Raw genomic sequence first — 19,627 nt, 5'->3', positions numbered from 1 at the left:
TATCGTAGTAGTAAGGCGTGTATAAAAAACGCGTTAGTAACAAACAGGCTAACAAGCAGAGGTGATAAGAATATGTCGCACCATTTCAAAGAAACACCAGAGAATGCAATCACGCAAAGTGGTATAGCACGCGTTATTCCCTGTAAAGAGTTAGACGTTGGCGACCCTATAAAATGGTTGTCATTGGCATTACGAGACGCTATGCGCGCACCAGGTCTCACCTTATTTTATGGCGTTCTTTTCGCGGTTATTCCGTGGTTCATTATGTACTTGGTTGAAATGACAGGTTGGCACTTAGTTATTTTACCCGCCATTGTTTGCTTTATGTTGGTAGGTCCATTTCTAGCTGCTGGTCTTTATGATGTAAGCTGGGAAATGGAGAAAGGCCATAAGCCCACGTTACGCCATTCTTTGCGTGCAATGCGCAGAAATGCGTTTAACGAGTGGGGCTTTGCCATTTTACTTATGGTGATGATGATATTCTGGTTGCGTGTTGCATCGCTAATCCATGCACTTTATCCGCCTTATATCGAAAACGATTTAGAAAGCTTATTACCATTTTTAGCGCTAGGCACAATTGTTGGTGCGGGTTTTACATTGGCTATGCTTTTCGTTACGGCGTTTACCCAACCAATTTTGATGGAACGCAAAGTAGACCTTGCCACCGCTGTATTAACCAGTGTTAACGCAGTGTGGCTTAATAAGGTCCCCATGCTTATTTGGGGGGCGATCATCTTTACCACCGTTGCGATTGGTTACGTAACCGGGTTTATTGGTTTTATCGTGTTAATGCCTATTATCGGCTACGCGTCATGGCATGCTTATATTGATGCCATTGAAACTAAGCGCGAACGTAAATATGAGTAATTTACTTCGTTTTGTGTAATTAAATTACGAAAAATTGTATTTTTCAGCGCACTAAATACGCTAATTTATCATTTATTTTGTTAAAATTACAGTTTTAAGGCCCCAAATGGGGCCTTTTTATACTTAAGTCTTATATTTCTTTCTTCCTATAAATGTAGTGGCTAGATATATTAGTAATATACAATTTATATTATTCTAAGTAATTCAAGGGGTTAGTGCCGTAACAAGAGCGTAACAACTTGATTTACCAAGCATTTACCCAGGTTACACAATCATTCAACAGAAAATTTTTTATTCTTGATGCATAAATAAAGGGCGTTGAGCGAATTGTTGCTTCATTCAACTTTGTTCAACTCAACTTAAGAGTTTGCCACAAACTTGCATAGCACCTTTAACCACACATTGAGGATTTTAAAATGAAATTATCTAACTTACTTAAAGTTTTTGCAGCTACTGCTACTGTCGCTTTTAGTATCAACGCAAATGCAGCCGCAGAGTCAAAAGACATTCGCTTCGTAGGCGAAACCCAGTTTGCAGGGTTTTGTAAAGCGATTATCAACGATGACGTAAGAGTACTTCGCTCAAGCCTTTCACGTAACGTAGGTCGTATTGGCGCTAGCCAACGTGAAGTATTGCGCACGGTAACGTCTGAGGAAGGCCTAACATGTAATGGAAGTAGCCTAATTAAGTTTTCTGAAGAGCGTCACGCTGATGCGGTACATGAATATCTAACATCGCGAAGCTAAGGCGTGGTAGCGGTTACGATTGATCCAGAAAAAGCGGGCTAGCTTACACTCATCGTCAATCCCGTTGACGTAAATGGTGAAAACTAGACCCGCTTTTTGTCTTATTTTTGCTTTAACATGCGCCTCAATTGGCGATTTTAATATACGTGGCTACACGCGCTTTACTGGTTTTAAACAATCGCTGCGTTTTAAACCTAAGTTTTAGTAGCAACACGTAAGCAAGTGGTACCAAGAACAAGCTGGTTAGTGTTGAGAACACCAGCCCACCAATGATTGCAATGGCCATAGGTGAGTAGGGAGGACCGTCGCCGCCAATTCGAGTACTCCCCATCGCAAGTGGAATAAGCCCTAAAACCGTTGTGGCTACTGTCATAAGAATAGGCCTGATACGTGTCATACACCCTTCAATTACTGCGTCATACAGCGACAAGCCTTCATTAATTAGCTGATTAATTCTGTCTACCAATACGATGCCATTGTTAACCACAATGCCCATCAATATCAGCATGCCAATCATCCCCATGATAGACATTGAAGTGCCTGTCACCATAAATGCCCAAAACACACCGGTGAACGAAAATAACAGCGAAGTGATCACAGACGTTGGAAGTATCAGCGATTCAAACAATGCAGCCATTACAACGTATATCATGCAAAGTGCCAGCAGCATGTTCATTTGCATTACAGCATTGGCTTCATCCTGACGGGAAAAGCTACCATCTAGTGTCCACTTATAACCTGTAGGCAGCTCGATATTGACCAATGCTTTCTCTATGCGTTCACGAGCTTGCTCGGTAGTGGTTTCACCCACTAGGTTTGCGCCAATAGCTAGCGCGGTTTGACGGTAATTGCGATTAATTTGCGATAGCTGCGGTACCACAGAGAAGTCTGCAATCATGCTCAGTGTTACCGATTGACCCTGAGTAAAACCAATATTGATGTTCTTAAGTTCACTTAGCGAGGATTGAATATCGCTGCCAAACTTAAGCTGCACTGCTACTTCTCCAGCGTCTCCATAACGGAATGTACGTAAATTACTGCCTCGTAGTGCTGTAGAGACAAGTTTAGCCACATCGTTCACCTGAATGCCAAAACGGTTTGCTTTCTCTCTGTCTATGCGTATCTGAACTTCATCGCGGGTAGACCCCGTGTCGGCTTTTACATCCTCCAGCCCTTCAATAGTTGAAAGAATAGGAACTATTTGCTCTGAAATGTTTAGCAAGGTTTCGGACGATTCACCCAACAGCGTAACTCTTACGCCACCGCCGTTGCCGCTATCCCATTGAAAAGAGGGATGGGCTCGCACAAAGGAGGGCATGTTTTCACGTATATCCTCTTTAATTCTGCCCACACTAACGGGTAGTTCGTCATTAAGCGTAATACCGCTTACTGCATGGCCGGCAGTAAAATAAGTATAAACCTGTTTAATATGAAAACGTTCTTGGTTTTCATAAAGGTAAGCTTCCATTCTATCTACGGTTTTTTCCACTTCTTCAAGCGTAAAATTCTGCGTTACGTGATAGTTAAGCCAAATACGTTCCTGGTTGTTATTACCCTCATCGTCAGATGTAACTACCTGCATAGGTACGATTGTCGATGCAAGTAGCAATAGAGCAATTACACAGGTTGCGCCTTGGTGCTTCAACATCCAGTTAAGTGCGCGGCCATAGTCTCTTATGTAGGACGGCGTTTTAGGCGTTTTTACTACTGGGATCTTTACCCTAGTTGTCAGTAAGGGAATAAGTGTTTTAGCAATGAAAAGCGACGCGAAAAGAGATATACAGATAGCCACAGCAACGTGCTCTAGGAAAATAGTCACGTCTATTTTTACTCCAATAATATTAGGTAAAAACACTATTGCCGTGGTTGCAGTTCCGGCAATGACCGCAAGACTGACTTTGTTTACACCAATCTGGGTGGCTCGCTTAATGTCTCCCTCTTGTTGGCGTTCTTGAAACACGCTTTCAGTGATCACCACGGCGTTGTCTACCAGCATACCTACCGCTAGCATGAGGCCCATTAACGATAAGATGTTGAGTGTATAACCTAATAGATACATCACACCTAAGGTAATACAAATTGAGAATGGCACTGAAAGCACCACGATTAAGGTGGTGGTAAGCTGGCGCAAAAATAAGTACAGCACAATAACTGAAAGCAGCGCACCTAAAAGGCCAGCATTTAGCAAATCACTCAACGATGATGTTACGCTTTTAGCGGTGTCGTCCATTACAAATAAACTAATGCCTGTAAACTCAGGGTCTTCCTTGGCTTTTTCGATAACCTTCATTACCGCGTCGGAAACTTCTACAAGATTGCTGCCCGATTCGCGAAATACGTTAAAGCCTACCGCAAAGGTGCGATCTAAATGACGTCCTTCATTGCGTTGAGGAAGCTCGTACGTCACGCTGGCAATATCAGACAAGCGAACGCTGCGGGTAACCCACATGTTTTTAAAATCGTTTACATCAGTAAATTCGCCGGTTGGGTTAACCAGAATTTTTTCACCGTTATTGTACATGTAGCCCGCGGTGAGCGAGAAGTTGGCGTTTTGAAGCTGCTGCTCTAAGCGTGTACCGTCTATTTGGTAGGCCGCCATTTTCTTAGGATCTAAGCGAATAGTAATTTGACGCTTCATGGTGCCGTATAGCTCAACTTTCGATACACCCGGAACACGCTCCAGCGGACGCTTAAGGTTACGCTCAAGCAAATCGTAAGCATTCGATAAGTCGCGGTCGCTCGATACGCGCAGCTGGAATATAGGCATATCGTTTGTGTTGAATTTATACACCATGATCCGCTCTACATCGTCAGGAAGTTCATGGCGAATAGCATCAATCTTTTCCCGTGCCTCAATGCTTTTAGCTTTAAGGTTTTCATCCCAATCGAACTCCACAATGACCTCAGCCATATTGTCGTACGAGCGGGCCCTTAAGCGCTTTATCCCCGACATGGTAGCAACGGCCTCTTCAACCGGACGGGTTATCATCGTTTCAATTTCAACTGGCGTTGCATCAGGGTAGGGGATCTGCACTACCATTTCTGGAATATCAATCCCGGGGAACTTTTCAAGGGGTAACAAGCGTCCAGATACAATGCCGAAAAGCAACATAGACAAAAACAGCATTCCAATGGTAACGGGCTTATTTAACGCAAAGCGTGCAAGCCCAGCGCCTATACCTGCAATTTTTGAAAGGTGCGGCTGTGAAGCTATGTCTGTCTCGCGTTGATTCGGGTCACGTGTTTGGCGCTTGTCAGTGTGGGTTTCAGAACTGTTATTAGTGTTGTGAGAAGGTGTACTCATAGTACACCTCCTTTTGGCATTGCTTCCTTGTCACCAAAGCCTACGTTTTCACGAGAATTATCTTTCACAGGCGCTTTCTTCTTAACGTCGAACAGGCTGTAAAGCACTGGCAGTAAAATGAGGGTGAGCAAGCTTGCAAACAAAAGACCGTAAATTACCGTAATGGCCATTGGCGTACGAATTTCAGCGCCTTCGCCAAAACCAAACGCCATAGGCAATAAACCCAGTACCGTAGTGAGCGTAGTCATCACAATAGGGCGTAAACGGGTCTTTGCAGCATCTAGAATAGCGGTGTCTTTCTCTACTCCTTGGCGGCGTAACTGATTTATACGGTCAACTAATACAATAGCGTTGTTCACTACAATACCGCACAGCATAATCAAACCAATAAATACCACCACGTTAAGCGGCGTATTGGTAAGCCACAACCCGTACACAGAACCTGCACCGGCTAGCGGCACTGCGAACAAAATAAGCAGAGGGTGCAGCAGCGACTCAAACTGAGACGCCATAACCAAATACACCATAAACACGGCAAGTGCTAGGGCAAACTGTAGCGAACGGAAGCTGCTTTGCATGTCTTCACTTTGTCCAGTTACTGTTGCACTTAAAGATAGAGGAAGTTGGGTTTCATCAATGACTTTATTAGCAACGGCAACCGCTTCATCAAGCTTACCTTTGGCTAAATTCGCAGATACCAGCGCTACACGCTGCTGTCCAACGCGGGTGATCTCGCTAGGACCGACACTCATGTATACGTCTGCAACGGCACTTAATGGAATAGGTTGCGCAGAGCCTGGATTAACAACAATGGCGCGCACGCTGGCGATGTCATCTCGCTGGTTTTCTTGCGTTCTTACTAGCACATCTACCTTTCTGTCTTCAACACTATACTGTGTAGCGACACGGCCACCTACTTTGGCCGCAATAAGCTGAGAAACGGTTGATGCATCAAGCTCAAGGCGAGCAAGTTTCGCGTGATGGAAAGCTATTTTAAGCTCTGGGTTTCCATCACGAATGCTGGTCGTTACGTCTGCAAAATTATTAAAACTGGCTAGTTTGGTCGCAATAGCGTCGCCAAACTGTTGTAGTTGATTAAGGTCGTAACCTGCAATTTCAATTTGAATAGGCGATGCAAAGCTAAATAGCTCTGGCTCTGAAAACCTTGCCTGAACCTGAGGTTTAAACGCTAAATGATCGCGAAGGGCACGCTTTACCGCGTCCATATCGTTAGCCGTCGCCGTAGGCTGCATAACAATGTTTAAGCGGCCCCAATGATCGCCACCCTGATTAGGCGCGGCGCTTATCAGGCTACCAGTACCAGACATGGCATAGGTGCGAAGCACCTTGGTTTCGCCGCCATCATTGTTATTTACTGCAACCGCAGCAAGCTCGCTGATAATAGCGTCGGTACGCGCTAGTGGCGAACCCGCAGGGAGGGTCACTTCTACCGAAAATTCTCCTTGTGACAGGGTAGGGATAAGTTCCATACCTAGTCTTGGTACCAGCATTATCGCGCCAGCAGCAAGAATAAAGGCAGTAGCTAACACCAGCGCTTTGGCTTTAAGGCTTACGCGCAGCAGCTTTTCATAAGCATAAGCAAGAAGGTCAAACCCTTTGTTAAATACCCAGATAAGTGGTTTAAACGCAACGCTTAATAACTTGCTAACGATATGCCATGCGCCAATCACCAAAGTTACAAAGGCTGCAGGTAAAAAAACAAAGATAAGTCTGAATACCCAACGAATTGGCAGGGTAACGTAATACATAACTTTGCCAAACGTTGACGTAGGAGGGGTAGGCGCTGATGTAGTGAACACATCTTCGTGATCTAGCTGTTGCTTTTTCTTCTTATGTGCCATCGCAGGGATAAGTGTGAGCGCAACAACAAGCGATGCAGCTAAAGCGAACGACACGGTTAACGCTTGATCTTTAAACAGCTGACCTGCAATACCTTCTACAAATATCAGTGGCACAAACACGGCCATAGTGGTCAGTGTCGAAGCCACAATTGCGCCAGAGACTTCTTTTGTTCCTTCGCTAGCGGCAGATGCCTCAGTGTCTGTGGCTTCTGCCGTCGTTTTTTCATTAGCTGTAGCGTTATCACTCCCAGCCACTTTTAATTTTTTATGACGATCGATATTTTCAAGCACAACAATGCTGTTATCTACCAATAGTCCAACAGCAAGCGCGATACCACCTAAGCTCATCATGTTTAAGCTTATATCGTTGGCATACATTAGATTAAAGGTGGCAATTACTGATACCGGAATAGAAACCGAGATAATAACGGTAGCCCAGAAGTCTTTAAGAAAAAGGTACAGTACCAACATGGCTAAAATACCGCCCATCACTGCCGCTGACTTCACGTTGTCTATAGCTTGCTTGATGAACACGCTTTGGTCATAAATTTCGCCAAGCGTGTAGTTAGAAGGCAGGTTGTTGTTGACCTCATTTAACCGGCTAGCCACTTTTTGCGCTACGTTAACCGCATTAGCATCGCCTTCTTTATAAATGGCAATTTCAATGCCTTCATTGCCGTTAAAGCGCGTTACCACATCACGATCTTTATAAGCACTTTCAACCGTTGCCACGTCTTTAAGTTGAATGTTTCTGCCTTCAAAACGCCCAATGAAAAGGTTTTCGATATCGCTCAGTGTTTCAAACTGATTCAGGGTTCTGACCAAAAACGCCTGGGCTGCGTTATCAATTCGACCGCCGGCAGCGTTAATGTTTTCGGCACTGACCCGGTCAATAATTCGGGTAATGGGAATAGACAGCTGACTGGCTTTCTGCTGGTCGATAAGAATGTGTATTTCGTTTTCTAAACCACCGCCAACGCGCACGGCTGCCACACCTTCTACCGACTCTAAAGCTCGTTTTACCTGCTGTTCGGCATATAAACGTAATCGCTTCATTTGCGCTACGCTTAAACTTGACGTATCGCTTTGTGCCGTCAGCCCCAGTTTAATTACTGGATCTAAACTTGGGTTAAAACGAAGGAGCCTTGGCTTTTCTATATCAAGGGGAAGCTGCAATACATCAAGTTTCTCGCGCACTTCTAAGCTCGCGAAATCCATGTCAGTACCCCATGCAAATGAAAGCACAACGTCAGACTGGCCTGCACGCGATGTGGACGTGACTTTAAGTACGCCTTTTACTACGCCGATGGCTTCTTCAATGGGTTTTGAAACCAGTTGTTCGACTTCGCCTGGCGCTGCACCGTCGTAGTCAGTGCGAATGGTGAGAGTAGGGTACGATAAGTCAGGCAGTAGGTTAACCGACAGTCTGCCTAACGACACCATACCAAATAGCAATACCGCAAAAGTGAACATACTAACGGCAACAGGGCGCTTTACAGCAATATCTACAATACGCATTGTGTGAGTTCCTTGTTAGGCCGAATTAGCTGTTAACTACTTCAACAGGGGCGCTGTCTTTCAAGTTTTGGTGGCCTGCAGTAACCACTTCTTCATTACCGTTTAAACCATTAATAACTTCAACGACTTCGTTATTTTCAAAACCAGTAGAAATATCAACTTTCTTGACTTTGCCGTTATCAACAACGAATACGCTGTGGCTGTTATCGATGGTAACCAGCGCTCTGCGGGGCAACAATGTGGCGTTAGCATGGGTAGCATATTCAAGCGATACATCGGTAAACATACCGGCTTTGAGTTTGTTGTCTTCGTTCGGTACTTTTAAGGTTACTTTGAACGTGCCGGTGGTTGCATCAATGACCGGGCTTATACGTTCAACACTCGCGGTGATACTTCTGTCGCCTAAAGCTGCCACGGTAAGTATTGCACCTTGTCCAATCACTACGTTAGGTAGCTCATTTTCAGGCAGATACACAATGCCTTGAAGATTGCGCTGTTGAACGATATGGAACATTCTCTCCCGTTGGAACGATTCAGTCAGGTTGCCTACTTTGGCATTCCTTTCTGCAATGTATCCATCAATCGGTGCCGTGATCGTTGCTTCTTTCAAATCAAGTTCAGCTAAGCGTACAGATGCTTTTGCTGATTCAAATTGCGAAGTGAGCTTGTCGTAAGTGTCATCGCTGATAAGCTTTTTAGAATAGACTTTGTTGACCTTTTCTAGTTCGCTTTCAATGCCAGCTAAATCAGCCAAAGCTTTTGATAAGTTCAGCTCGTAGCGGCGTTTATCAAGCTGTGCCAGTACTTGGCCTTTTTCAACATAATCACCTTCTTCTACGAAGATTTCTTCGATAATTCCAGACGCTCGCGCAACCACAAATGCTTCTTCACGGGCTTCTAAAATAGCTGTTGTGTCATAGGTTGACGTAATGTCGCCAGTAACAATGGTTTGGGTTTCAACGGGAATAGCGAAAACGGTTTCTTCAACTTCGGTGGCGTTGGCTTGGTCGTTAATGGCATCAGCATCAGAACATGCTGTCATCGAGAGAGTAAGGGCGATAATACCGCTTCCAACAAGTAATTTGAGTGATGTTGGCGAAAACGGTAATAAAGAATGTGATGGTGAAAAAGAGGTGTTGCTGTGCGTTGTAGTTTCCATGGTCAATAACCCTAACGTAATTGTCGTTATATAATAATGACCATATACAGCAGCTAATATGCCAAAGATGTTAACTAATGTTAATTGTTAATTATTTCAATAATTTACGAGTGTAACAAACAGTTTTAACGAAAAAGCCAACCCAAGTGGTTGGCCTTTTCTACTAATGCTTAGCGAGAATCGCTAAAAAGAGGCTGGTTCTACTATAGTTTATTAAACCAAAGTATAACTTGTAGTGATCTCAACATTACCCGTTAGCATTAGCATGACGGAACAGTATTTTTCTGCAGAAAGCTGCACAGCGCGAGCAAGGGCCTTTTCACTAATGCCTTCACCTGACACCGTGTAATGCGCGTGAATTTTAGTAAATACACGAGGCGGCTCTTCAGCGCGTTCAGCTTCTAATTCACAGTTACAGGCTTCAATGTTAAAGCGACCTTTTTTAAGAATATCTACAACGTCAATACTTGAACATGCACCAACTGCCAACAGCACAGACTCCATTGGAGATACGGCCTTACCGCTGCCGTCCATCACCGTTTTGTAACCGCTGTCTGTAGTTCCTGTAAAAGTTAAATCTTGATCCCAAGAAACACGTGCTTTCATTGTTTGTCCTAATGTCATAAAAATAAAAAAGGAAGCTGCAAGGCAGGCTAATTTAGCGCTTCAATGCAGCTGTGACATGTGCGTTTATTTGTTAAGGCGAACTGCATCTGGGCTAAGCGTGATTTTCTTTTGCTTATACAACGCCCCTAACGCTTTTTTATACGCCGCTTTACTCACGTTAAAATGAGAGTAAATGGCTTCTGGCGCACTCTTATCTGTTAGCGTAGAAATGCCACCGTGGGCTTCTAAGTCATCCAAAATGGCTTGTTGAAGTGCATCACGGCCACCTTTGTCTACGCGCTGAAGGGCTACGTCCACTTTGCCGTCGTCACGAATTGTTTTAATTACCCCTTCAGTAGCTTGCCCGACTTTAAGTGGCTTAAAGGCATCGCTATGGAAAATAAGACCTAAGCTTTTTTCATTGATAACTACCTTAAAACCTAAATCAGTTTTGGCATAAACCAAGCATTGCACTGTGTCGCCCTCGTTGAGATAGGCACTACTTTCCTTTAGAAAATAGTGAAGCTTGGTAGCACCTAAAATACGCTGGGTTTTATCATCAAAAAAGGTGTGAACAACATAGTACATACCTGGATTAACAGGTTGGGCTTGGTAGTCGTTGGGCATTAAAAGGTCGTTGTCTAAACCCCAGTCGAAAAATGCACCAAAGTTAGTGGCAGATACCGCTTTAAGTACCTTAGTTTCACCAACTTGAATCAAAGGTTTCTTCATGGTGGCATAGAGATCGCCGCGCTGATCTGTGGCTACAAATACGTCTATCTGTTGTCCTTCTGCGAGGGAAGTTTCTACTTCGTCAATCGCAAGCGTAACAGTTTGCAGCTCTTCAGCATCATCTATTTCTATTACGCTGTCGTTTTCGTCGTTGTTTTCGACAAGTGGCGCTAAAGCGTAGCCAAAAGGGTATTGGGCTACCACGCGTAATGTATTAATTTTTCCAATATTTATCATCAGCACTGACTTTTTAAAAAGAACAGGTAACATGATACTGGAATGAACGTAAGAGCTAAACCATTATGAAGTTAAATTGCGATTTAGGTGAGAGTTTTGGCGCATGGTCTATGCCGGTGGAATCGGCCATTATGGCAGAAATTGATCAGGCCAACATTGCGTGTGGTTTTCACGCTGGTGACCCGTTAGTGATGAAGCAGGCTATTCGGTTAGCCAAACAACATGACGTGGTCATAGGTGCCCATCCAGCCTATCCAGACTTACAGGGATTTGGTCGCAGAAGTATGGCGATTGCCGCTGATGAACTCAGCGCTATGATTCAGTACCAAGTGAGTGCGTTGTCGGGTATGGCCACATTATATGGGGCTAGCGTTAGTTATGTTAAACCACATGGTGCGTTATATAACGATATGATGAAAGATGCAGGTATAAGACGTAGTGTTATGCAGAGTATTGCTGACATCAATGCGCAATCTTCACAAGACCCATTAACCCTGATGGTGCAAGCCACTGCGAAAAACGAGCTTATAAAAGAAGAAGCAAAAGAATTTGGATTGCCGCTCTACTTTGAAGCCTTTTCTGATAGACGCTACACCGATGACGGTTTATTACAGTCACGCAATATAGAAGGTGCAGTATTAGAGGAAAAGGAAGCACTAATGCAGGCTGAACAGCTTATAGAATCTGGAACGGTCACCACAGCATCGGGAAATACGCTGAAAGTTGAAGCTGATTCTCTTTGTGTACATGGGGATACGCTAGGCGCGGTAAGTATTGCTCAAAGGATCAGAGCATTTCTATAAATTTGCCTCTTAAAAAACACATTTACTAAGAATAATTATTTTATCAAGGACAGAAAATGCAAGCTTTTGGGTGTATTAAGCGAATTGTGACAGCGGGGGCTGACGCCATTATGGTGTACTTTGACGGCGCAAATCTGGATGAAGCAAACGATGCTTGCCACCGATTACTGTCTGCTATAGATATTAGACAGAGAGAAAGTCAAATATCAAAAGGTTCAAAAGCTGATGAACAAGGTGCCACGAGTTCGTGGCATTGGTTATTAGAGGCAGTACCTTCTTACGATAGTTTGTTAATTATTTTTGATATGGCGTTAATTGACAGCCACGGAGTATATCGCGCATTACGTAGTCTAGACACTGAAAGTGTAAGCGCCCACGTTGACATAACTAAGCCAAGTTGCGAAGGGAAAGTAATTGAAATACCTGTTTGGTATGGTGCGCCCAGCGCAAGCGATCTAAGTATAGTAAGTAAAAAAACTGCGCTATCAATTGAAGAGATTATCGAGTTACACACAAGCGTAACTTATAAAGTATACGCAGTAGGGTTTTCTCCGGGTTTCGCCTATATGGGCGATATTCCAGAAGCGCTCAGCTGTGCGCGGCTAGGTACACCGCGTAAACGGGTACCAAAAGGTGCTGTCGCTATCGCCGATAGGCAAACTGCCGTTTACCCCAGTGAATCACCAGGGGGCTGGAACCTATTGGGGCTCACGGCATTTGACATGCTCATTCACAGCGACGAACAAAGTGAATCGCGATTAAAAGCAGGGGATGTGGTTAAGTTTGTTTCGGTTACTGAACGAGAATACAAAGCAGGATTGCAGGTTGAACGATGAGAATTGAAGTACTCAACAAAGGACTGTTTAGCCTTATCATTGATAGCGGACGGGTAGGGCGACAACGGGATGGTTTTTGTGAATCTGGCCCCATGGATAGTAACGCCTATGAATGGGCCAATTTTCTTGCCTTCAATTTAGATGGCACGCCTTGCATTGAAGCCATTGGCGAAATGCAATTACAGGTAAATGAAGATTGTATAATTGCTGTGACTGGCAGGGAGACCACACTCGATATAGATGGAACACAGAGCGCGCCTTATCAAAGCCAACAGGTATCGGCAGGCGCCGTTATCACATTTGGTAGCACACTACTTGGTAGTAAAGCTTACTTAGCAATAGGTGGAAATTGGCTAGTGCCCAAAGCAGTGGGCAGTGCTTGTACCGTTGTTCGTGAACAGTTAGGCGGGTTAGACGGAATGGGAAGCGTGTTAAGAGAAGGCGACACTATTGAGGTTTTAGCTAACACAAGAAACCAGGGCAGCGCTAAAATGCGCACGCTTGCGCAGCAACATATCGATGACTATGGATTTTTAGAGTCTATTCGTGTGATCCCTGGTTATCAGTTTTCTAGCTTTAGCAAAGTTGCGCTGCGTACGTTTGAAACCAGTAGCTATACGGTTTCATCGTCTATAGACCGAATGGGGTTTAGGCTTACCGGCGAATCAGTTTCCGCCGAAATAGAAAACATGCGTTCTGAGGCAATACATTTAGGTGCAATTCAGGTGCCTGGTGACGGGCAGCCAATTGTGATGATGCGTGACAGGCAAACATTGGGGGGCTACCCTAAACTTGGCTGTGTAAGCCCCTGTGATATAAGTCGCTTGGCCCAAGCCGTACCAGGTGAAAAAGTGAACTTCGTATTTCAAAACGAAGAAGAAGCAAGGGCAGACTGGCTATTAATGACAAGTAGACGTCGCCGATTACAAGGAGAAATATTGTGACGATTGCGTTTTTAAACGGTGAGTATATGCCTCTTTCCGAGGCTAAGATTTCTCCAATGGATAGAGGTTTTCTTTTTGGTGACGGTATTTATGAAGTTATCCCTACCTATTCTGGTAACGCAGTAGGGTTTAAAGGCCACACCTCACGGATGTCGCAAGGCCTTGATGCTATAGAAATCACCAACCCGTATACGGCAGAAGAGTGGCAAACCATTTTGTCCAGCTTAATTGAGAAAAACAAAGTGTTTATTGAAAGTGGAAATATAGGCGTTTATTTCCATGTGAGTCGAGGCACCGATACAAAGCGTTTTCATGCCTACCCAAAGAATATAGCGCCGACAGTGTTCGGATTTGCCTTCGAAATAGCACCACCACAGCCCACGACAAAAGAGGATGCAAAACCTTTCAAGGTTGCGCTTGAGCAAGATAAAAGGTGGCAACGTTGTAATATTAAATCAACATCCTTGTTAGGCAACGTAATGCACTATCAAGCAGGCGTTGATGCAGGTGTTAACGAAACTATTTTGTATAACAGCGAAGGTATGGTAACAGAGGCGAGTTCATGTAACGTATTTATAGTGAAAGACGGGGGTATTTCTACGCCGCCTTTAAACCATGAACTTCTTCCCGGTATTACTCGCGCCATAGCCATTGAGGCATTTAAACATGCTGGCCTAGTGGTAACTGAAACCTGGTTTAGCAAAGCTGAGTTGCTAGAAGCGGATGAAGTATGGTTAACCTCTTCAAGCAAAGAAGTAGCGCCGGTAGTTGAAGTAGACGGCAAACCTATTGGCACAGGGGAAGTTGGTGATATATGGGAAAAGGCAATAAAGGCCTACCACGCCTACAAATTTAAAGCGTAATAAACAGCAAAAGGCCCGCTTAATGAAGCGGGCCTTTTGCTATAAGAGTAGCGCTACTTATTCAGGAGCGTTATCACAGTTACCGTCTGTACATTCACCGTACAGGTAAAGACTGTGATGAGTAAGCTTCATTTTATGCTGCTTAGCAATCATCTCTTGACGTTCTTCGATGATCTCATCTTCAAACTCGATCACTTTGCCACACTTAAGGCACACAAGGTGGTCGTGGTGGTCTTTATGACTGATTTCGAATACTGACTTTCCACCTTCAAAGTGGTGGCGGTTAAGAATACCTGCATCATCAAACTGGTTTAAAACGCGGTATACAGTAGCAAGACCAATTTCTTCACCCTGTTCGATAAGGATTTTATAGACGTCTTCAGCGCTGATATGTTGGTTTTCTGGCTCTTGCAGAATTTGTAAAATTTTAAGGCGAGGCAGAGTGACTTTAAGCCCTGCTTTTTTCAATTCTTTATTTTGATCCATTACAGCCTACTAAGAACGAGTGAAAAGATGTTTGGTGGTTATTATAGGTAAGTTGAAACAATTTAAAAGCAAAACCGTGGAATCTTTGTCTTCTCGACGAATATTTGCCCAAGGCGTAACTGCAAAAAATATTGCACTTATATGTGGGGCTTGCAGCATGTAGCCTGACCAGAATGTAAGTGTTAGATTTATCTAACAAATAAGCAAAATAATTAAAACTTTTGATGTATTGAATTAACATCCTGTTAAACTAAACTTAAAGAGTTGCTTTCTATTTTGTGGTTTTTGGCATGTTTTTAAGTGGAAGTACCCATGCGGTTAACAATTATAAATAAAATTACGTTAGGCTTCGGCTTATTCGGCTGCTTGTTATTACTAACTAGTATTCTTTCTTATTTTGGTCTCAGTGGCATAAAAGATTCTGCGCAAAATGTGGTAGAACAAAAAATGCCGGTACAGACCAGCATGGTTAAAGTTAAAACAGAAATATTGTCTCTTTCGGTGATAACAGCCAACGGCTATCACGTAGAAAATAGAAACGAACTCGATGCTAATAAGCAAACGTTCAATTCGCTTTCTTCAACCTTCTCCGATGACCTTGCGCAATTAAAATCGCTTATGCCTAGCAATTCGGTAGCAAAGAATGCTGTTGAAGTTAGTCTTGCGTATGTCAGTGATAGCATTGAAATGTATTCTGCAATCGATGAAAGGATGAATATAGAAAAAGCGCTTGCGGCACAACTTGAAAACGTTCTGATGATTGCTGATGAAGCGAGTGCACTCATGCTCGACCTTTCTTATCTAGAAAGTAACAACCCAAGTATTGAAACACTCATTGGGGCAGGTACCGCCATCGACAACAAGCTGCTAACTATGAACGATTCCTTTATCGAACTTGCTGAATCTAATGACGCAGAGCAAAGTGCCAGCATTATTGAGGATCTTGAATACCAGTTAAGCAATCTACAAGTAGACAAAGACTATGTGAATCGCTTGGCTACAGGGGTGGATGATGGTGGCACAATCGAGGCTTTTAATGAGCAATACGATTTATTGATAGACGCGGTGAATGGCTCGAGCGGTTTAATTGCGCTGCAACGCCAAAAACTCTTAGAGGTTGATAAAGCAGCGAAAGCGCAGAAACGAGCGAAGCTGGCATTAAAAACTGCGCTGACAGACATTAATACCCTGTTTGATACCGTTCAAGCACAATCACTGGAAGGGCAAAATGCTATTCTTGAATCTGTGCAAGAAAATTTGTTACGCAACATTATTGTTGCGGTATTGGGCCTTACCGCCGCTATCTTCCTTGCTGTTATTGTTACGCGTAGTATTTCAAAACCTCTTGGTAGAATTAATAAAGGGTTAAGCTTGTTAAGCCAAGGCGATTTGAGTACTAAATTGCCAGAAGAAGGCAATGATGAATTCTCTGCGCTTTCAGCAAAAGTTAATAGCTTGACCGATAGCTTACGAGAGTTGGTAGGTAATATTCTTGAGCAAGAAAAGCGTTTAATTGAGATTACAAAAGAAAGTGTTGAACTTGGAAATAAAAGCTTGTCTGAGGTAGACAAGCAGCGAGAACAAGTAACCGTTACTTCTACTAACACTAAAAATGTGCAGGATAAGAGCCGCAGCAACTTAGCCCAAATTAATGAAGCGATGGATGCGTTACGCACAATCACTAAACAAAGTTCAGATATAGGTCAACTCGTTCAAAAAAGCAGTGAGCAAGTAAGTAATCAAGCCAAACAGGCAGAGTCGTCGGCGCAGGTTATCGGACGTTTAGATGATAACTCACGGAGTATTGGCAGTATTTTGGACGTGATCAAAACCATTGCAGAGCAGACAAATTTGCTTGCGCTTAACGCCGCTATCGAAGCTGCGAGAGCCGGCGAGCAGGGCAGGGGCTTTGCTGTTGTTGCGGATGAAGTTCGAACTCTGGCAAATCGCACACACGACTCAACAGAAGAAATTGAGCAGATGATTGGCAATCTACAAAAAGATGCGGCACAGGCTGTGAAGGCGATTAATGCGGGTCGTGAGCAAGCACAAGAAGGGGTAGAAATTACGCACCAAGTGTCTGAGCAAGTCAATAGTATTCGCGAAATTATTGAACGCTTGAGCGATATTAATGAGCACATTGTTGAAGACACTGAACAACAAGATGTGTTGTTAGGAGATGTAGCGAAAAGCTTAAACCGAATAGTAGCACTGGCCGATTCAAGTGCGCAAAGCACAAGGCAGTCGAACGAATCAACTATGATGCTGGATGCGCAAACAGAGAGTTTACGAAGGGCGGTAGAGCGGTTTCAGCTTTAGCGGACGCTGAAAAATTATGCCAAAAAATTAAAAGAAGGCTCTTTACGAAACAAAAAACCGCTCCAATAGAGCGGTTTTTCAATTTATCGTTACTTAACAGCTTTCACAGTAAAGGTTAAGCAAACTCCAGCGTTTCTAGGCAAGCTCCGCCAAGCAAAGCTCGTCGTGAATTTGCTTACACCAGGCTTTAACGCGAGAGTCAGTTAGTTCTGGTTGACGGTCTTCGTCAATACCCAAGCCAACAAAGTGATTGTCGTCAGCCATGCCTTTAGACGCTTCAAAGTCGTAGCCTTCAGTTGACCATTGACCTACCAAAATAGCGCCCTTGGCTTCTACAATGTCGCGTACCATGCCCATCGCGTCTAGGAAGTATTCTGCATAGTCTTCCTGGTCGCCACAACCAAAAATTGCAACCAGCTTATCATTGAAGTCAATTTGCTCTAATTCAGGGAAAAAATCATCCCAGTCGCATTGTGCTTCGCCGTAGTACCATGTAGGGATACCGAAGATAAGCAAATCAAACTCAGCGATGTCTTCTTTACTGCTCTTGGCAATATCTTTTACATCAATTAGCTGTTTACCCAATTCCTTCTGGATCATTTTCGCAACATGTTCGGTATTACCCGTGTCACTTCCGAAAAATAGGCCAACGCTTGCCATATCTAACCTCTATTAATCGTTACTAATTAAACGCCTGTGCTTAGCCAAAACCATTCAATAATGCCTTTCGCAAGAAACCCTAACGCGCCTAAACCCAGCACGCCATAGGTAACCACTCGTCCAATAAGTGGAACATCGTTCTTACGTAATACATCGTGTACAGCAAAACCCATCAATCCAAAAAGAATAGACAAGCCGCCATACAGCATAATGGACTCAATGAGTTCGTAATTTTCTGCAAGCATAGTGTTGTTACTTAAAAATTTCTGGCGCAACTATACCACAGTATATACGCCTGTAAGAGCCTAAAACGTTCAAAAATATGTAATAATAGTCATTCTCATCCTGTTGAATGAGAAATATTCCACTTTATGACGATTTGTTGAGCGTTCTCTCTACAATTCCGTTAAATGCAGCTGGCTTTTCAGCGTGTAACCAATGCCCCGTACCTTCAATAATATGCGCTTTCGCATTTGGAAAGTAGCGAGCTATCGCATCGCGATAGGCCGGTGTGATGTAGTCGGACTCGCTGCCCTTAATAAATAAGGTTACGCCATCGTACGTTTGATTGGTTTGTTCCCAATCAATAATGTGCGAGTAACTTTTCATTAGCCCGTTCACGTTGAAGCGCCACTTCCATGCTCCGCTTTCGTCTTGATACAGGCTTTTTAAAAGAAACTGCCTAACGCCCATTTCTTTTATGTGGGCAGCCATTTGTTTTTCAGCATCCTTTCTACTTTCAATGGTGTCCAAAGAAACAGAATTCAACCCATTAAATACCGCTTGGTGGCTGTGTCCATAACTCACTGGGGCAATATCAGCTACGATTAAATGTGTGATTTTTTCGTTATGATTTAATGCCAGCTTCATTGCAACCTTTCCGCCAAGGGAATGACCCAGTACAGCGCTTTTTTCAATATTTAAAGATTGCATAATGTCGTAAATTGCATCTGCGGCAGCTGACATAGAAAAACTATCAGTCCACGGAGACTCACCGTGATCCGGAAGGTCTACACTTATAATATTAAAAGCTGATTCAAAATGCCGTTTAACAACGGCTAAATTATCTGCGTTGCCGAAAAGCCCATGGATTAAGATTAACCATGGTGATGATGCATCTCGCTTTGAAAGTTTATAATTTAACTTCACAACTTATGTACCCATGAATAATTGTCTGATAGACATAGCTTGAGTCTTAAAAACAAAATAAGGCCTGTAAAAACAGACCTTATTGGCAGGTTAAATAGTGATATTAATTAATAGCGTAATCGTTGAGAGATTTGCCGCTATCTAGTGCATCTTTGTAAACGCGAGGCATACGACCAATGCCCGTCCACAAGTGCTCTTCGCCATCGCTATCGACAAGTTTGTATTTAACGGGGCGCTTCTTACCTACGTTTTTATTTGTGCCGGTATCCAAAGCTTGTAAATCTTCTACGTTTAGACCTGCTTCTTCCATTTGCTGTTTAATAGCAGCAAGTTTTTCTAATTTTTCTTTTTTTAGTTGTTCTTGTTCTAATAATTTTTCTTTTCTTTTTTCTAATATACCGTTAAGTTTTTCCTGAACTTGTTCAAGTTCTTCTATGCTTAATTCCTTAACAGCACCTTGTAAACGTCTTCCATGGGTTAAAATATCTAAAAAGTCGCTCATTAATTAACCTTAATACGTTGTACTAAATTCCTAT

17 protein-coding genes are annotated in these 19,627 nt (G+C 43.3%); 7 read left to right on the top strand and 10 right to left on the bottom strand.

Annotation, left to right across the window (positions count from 1 at the left end):
- Positions 1–72 precede the first annotated feature (72 nt).
- The gene (locus ACXAGV_RS11040; RefSeq protein WP_014979516.1) at positions 73–867 is read left to right on the top strand and encodes a DUF2189 domain-containing protein; all 795 of its coding nucleotides are present in this window, start codon (positions 73–75) and stop codon (positions 865–867) included.
- A 416-nt stretch (positions 868–1,283) separates the two neighbouring features.
- The gene (locus ACXAGV_RS11035) at positions 1,284–1,613 is read left to right on the top strand and encodes a hypothetical protein (RefSeq protein WP_474873298.1); all 330 of its coding nucleotides are present in this window, start codon (positions 1,284–1,286) and stop codon (positions 1,611–1,613) included.
- 124 nt (positions 1,614–1,737) lie between these two features.
- On the opposite strand, the gene ACXAGV_RS11030 is transcribed toward ACXAGV_RS11035, so the two are convergent.
- The 5 genes from ACXAGV_RS11030 to ACXAGV_RS11010 form a co-directional block, all read right to left on the bottom strand.
- Positions 1,738–4,917, bottom strand: coding sequence for an efflux RND transporter permease subunit (locus tag ACXAGV_RS11030; protein WP_474873297.1), 3,180 nt, complete (start codon positions 4,915–4,917; stop codon positions 1,738–1,740).
- Entirely contained in the window at positions 4,914–8,297 is a 3,384-nt protein-coding gene (locus tag ACXAGV_RS11025; RefSeq protein WP_474873296.1) for an efflux RND transporter permease subunit, read from the bottom strand. The genes ACXAGV_RS11030 and ACXAGV_RS11025 overlap by 4 nt, the downstream gene beginning before the upstream one ends.
- A 25-nt stretch (positions 8,298–8,322) precedes the next feature.
- Positions 8,323–9,456: an efflux RND transporter periplasmic adaptor subunit gene (locus ACXAGV_RS11020; RefSeq protein ID WP_474873295.1), complete on the bottom strand. Its 1,134-nt coding sequence runs from the start codon at positions 9,454–9,456 to the stop codon at positions 8,323–8,325.
- A 213-nt stretch (positions 9,457–9,669) separates the two neighbouring features.
- On the bottom strand, positions 9,670–10,062 hold the full coding sequence (locus tag ACXAGV_RS11015) for an OsmC family protein (protein ID WP_014949747.1): 393 nt from the start codon (positions 10,060–10,062) through the stop codon (positions 9,670–9,672).
- Positions 10,063–10,146: 84 nt separating this feature from the next.
- Positions 10,147–11,031 (bottom strand): CvfB family protein, encoded by an 885-nt coding sequence (locus ACXAGV_RS11010; protein ID WP_061485999.1) that lies wholly within the window; start codon positions 11,029–11,031, stop codon positions 10,147–10,149.
- 65 nt (positions 11,032–11,096) lie between these two features.
- Between ACXAGV_RS11010 and ACXAGV_RS11005 the strand changes: the two genes are divergently transcribed.
- Genes ACXAGV_RS11005 through ACXAGV_RS10990 form a run of 4 tightly spaced genes read left to right on the top strand, consistent with a single transcriptional unit; the run spans position 11,097 to position 14,477 of the window.
- Positions 11,097–11,834 (top strand): 5-oxoprolinase subunit PxpA, encoded by a 738-nt coding sequence (locus ACXAGV_RS11005; protein WP_474873294.1) that lies wholly within the window; start codon positions 11,097–11,099, stop codon positions 11,832–11,834.
- Positions 11,835–11,890: 56 nt separating this feature from the next.
- On the top strand, positions 11,891–12,670 hold the full coding sequence (locus ACXAGV_RS11000) for a 5-oxoprolinase subunit B family protein (RefSeq protein ID WP_474873293.1): 780 nt from the start codon (positions 11,891–11,893) through the stop codon (positions 12,668–12,670).
- Complete coding sequence (locus tag ACXAGV_RS10995; RefSeq protein ID WP_474873292.1) at positions 12,667–13,614, top strand: 5-oxoprolinase subunit C family protein; 948 nt, start codon at positions 12,667–12,669, stop codon at positions 13,612–13,614. Before ACXAGV_RS11000 ends, ACXAGV_RS10995 begins: the two co-directional genes overlap by 4 nt.
- Positions 13,611–14,477 (top strand): D-amino acid aminotransferase, encoded by an 867-nt coding sequence (locus ACXAGV_RS10990; RefSeq protein WP_474873291.1) that lies wholly within the window; start codon positions 13,611–13,613, stop codon positions 14,475–14,477. Before ACXAGV_RS10995 ends, ACXAGV_RS10990 begins: the two co-directional genes overlap by 4 nt.
- A gap of 57 nt (positions 14,478–14,534) precedes the next feature.
- On the opposite strand, the gene fur is transcribed toward ACXAGV_RS10990, so the two are convergent.
- Positions 14,535–14,963, bottom strand: a complete 429-nt coding sequence (gene fur, locus ACXAGV_RS10985) for a ferric iron uptake transcriptional regulator (protein WP_179983643.1) — start codon at positions 14,961–14,963, stop codon at positions 14,535–14,537.
- A gap of 312 nt (positions 14,964–15,275) precedes the next feature.
- Between fur and ACXAGV_RS10980 the strand changes: the two genes are divergently transcribed.
- Entirely contained in the window at positions 15,276–17,282 is a 2,007-nt protein-coding gene (locus ACXAGV_RS10980; RefSeq protein ID WP_474873290.1) for a methyl-accepting chemotaxis protein, read from the top strand.
- Between the two features lie 135 nt (positions 17,283–17,417).
- Here ACXAGV_RS10980 and fldA read toward each other — a convergent pair whose 3' ends face one another.
- The 4 genes from fldA to ACXAGV_RS10960 all read right to left on the bottom strand — a co-directional run bounded on the left by fldA (position 17,418) and on the right by ACXAGV_RS10960 (position 19,593).
- Positions 17,418–17,942, bottom strand: a complete 525-nt coding sequence (gene fldA, locus ACXAGV_RS10975; RefSeq protein ID WP_014949739.1) for a flavodoxin FldA — start codon at positions 17,940–17,942, stop codon at positions 17,418–17,420.
- 26 nt (positions 17,943–17,968) lie between these two features.
- Positions 17,969–18,187, bottom strand: a complete 219-nt coding sequence (locus ACXAGV_RS10970) for a DUF2788 domain-containing protein (protein ID WP_012519093.1) — start codon at positions 18,185–18,187, stop codon at positions 17,969–17,971.
- Between the two features lie 124 nt (positions 18,188–18,311).
- A complete protein-coding gene (locus tag ACXAGV_RS10965; protein WP_474873289.1) occupies positions 18,312–19,091 on the bottom strand; it encodes an alpha/beta fold hydrolase in 780 nt (259 codons plus the stop codon).
- Between the two features lie 103 nt (positions 19,092–19,194).
- Complete coding sequence (locus tag ACXAGV_RS10960; RefSeq protein ID WP_474873288.1) at positions 19,195–19,593, bottom strand: H-NS histone family protein; 399 nt, start codon at positions 19,591–19,593, stop codon at positions 19,195–19,197.
- Positions 19,594–19,627 lie beyond the last annotated feature (34 nt).

Source organism: Alteromonas sp. ABH4_453 (assembly GCF_056160665.1).
The sequence above is the reverse complement of the archived record's forward strand: the minus strand, read 5'-3'. Positions and strand labels throughout refer to the sequence as shown.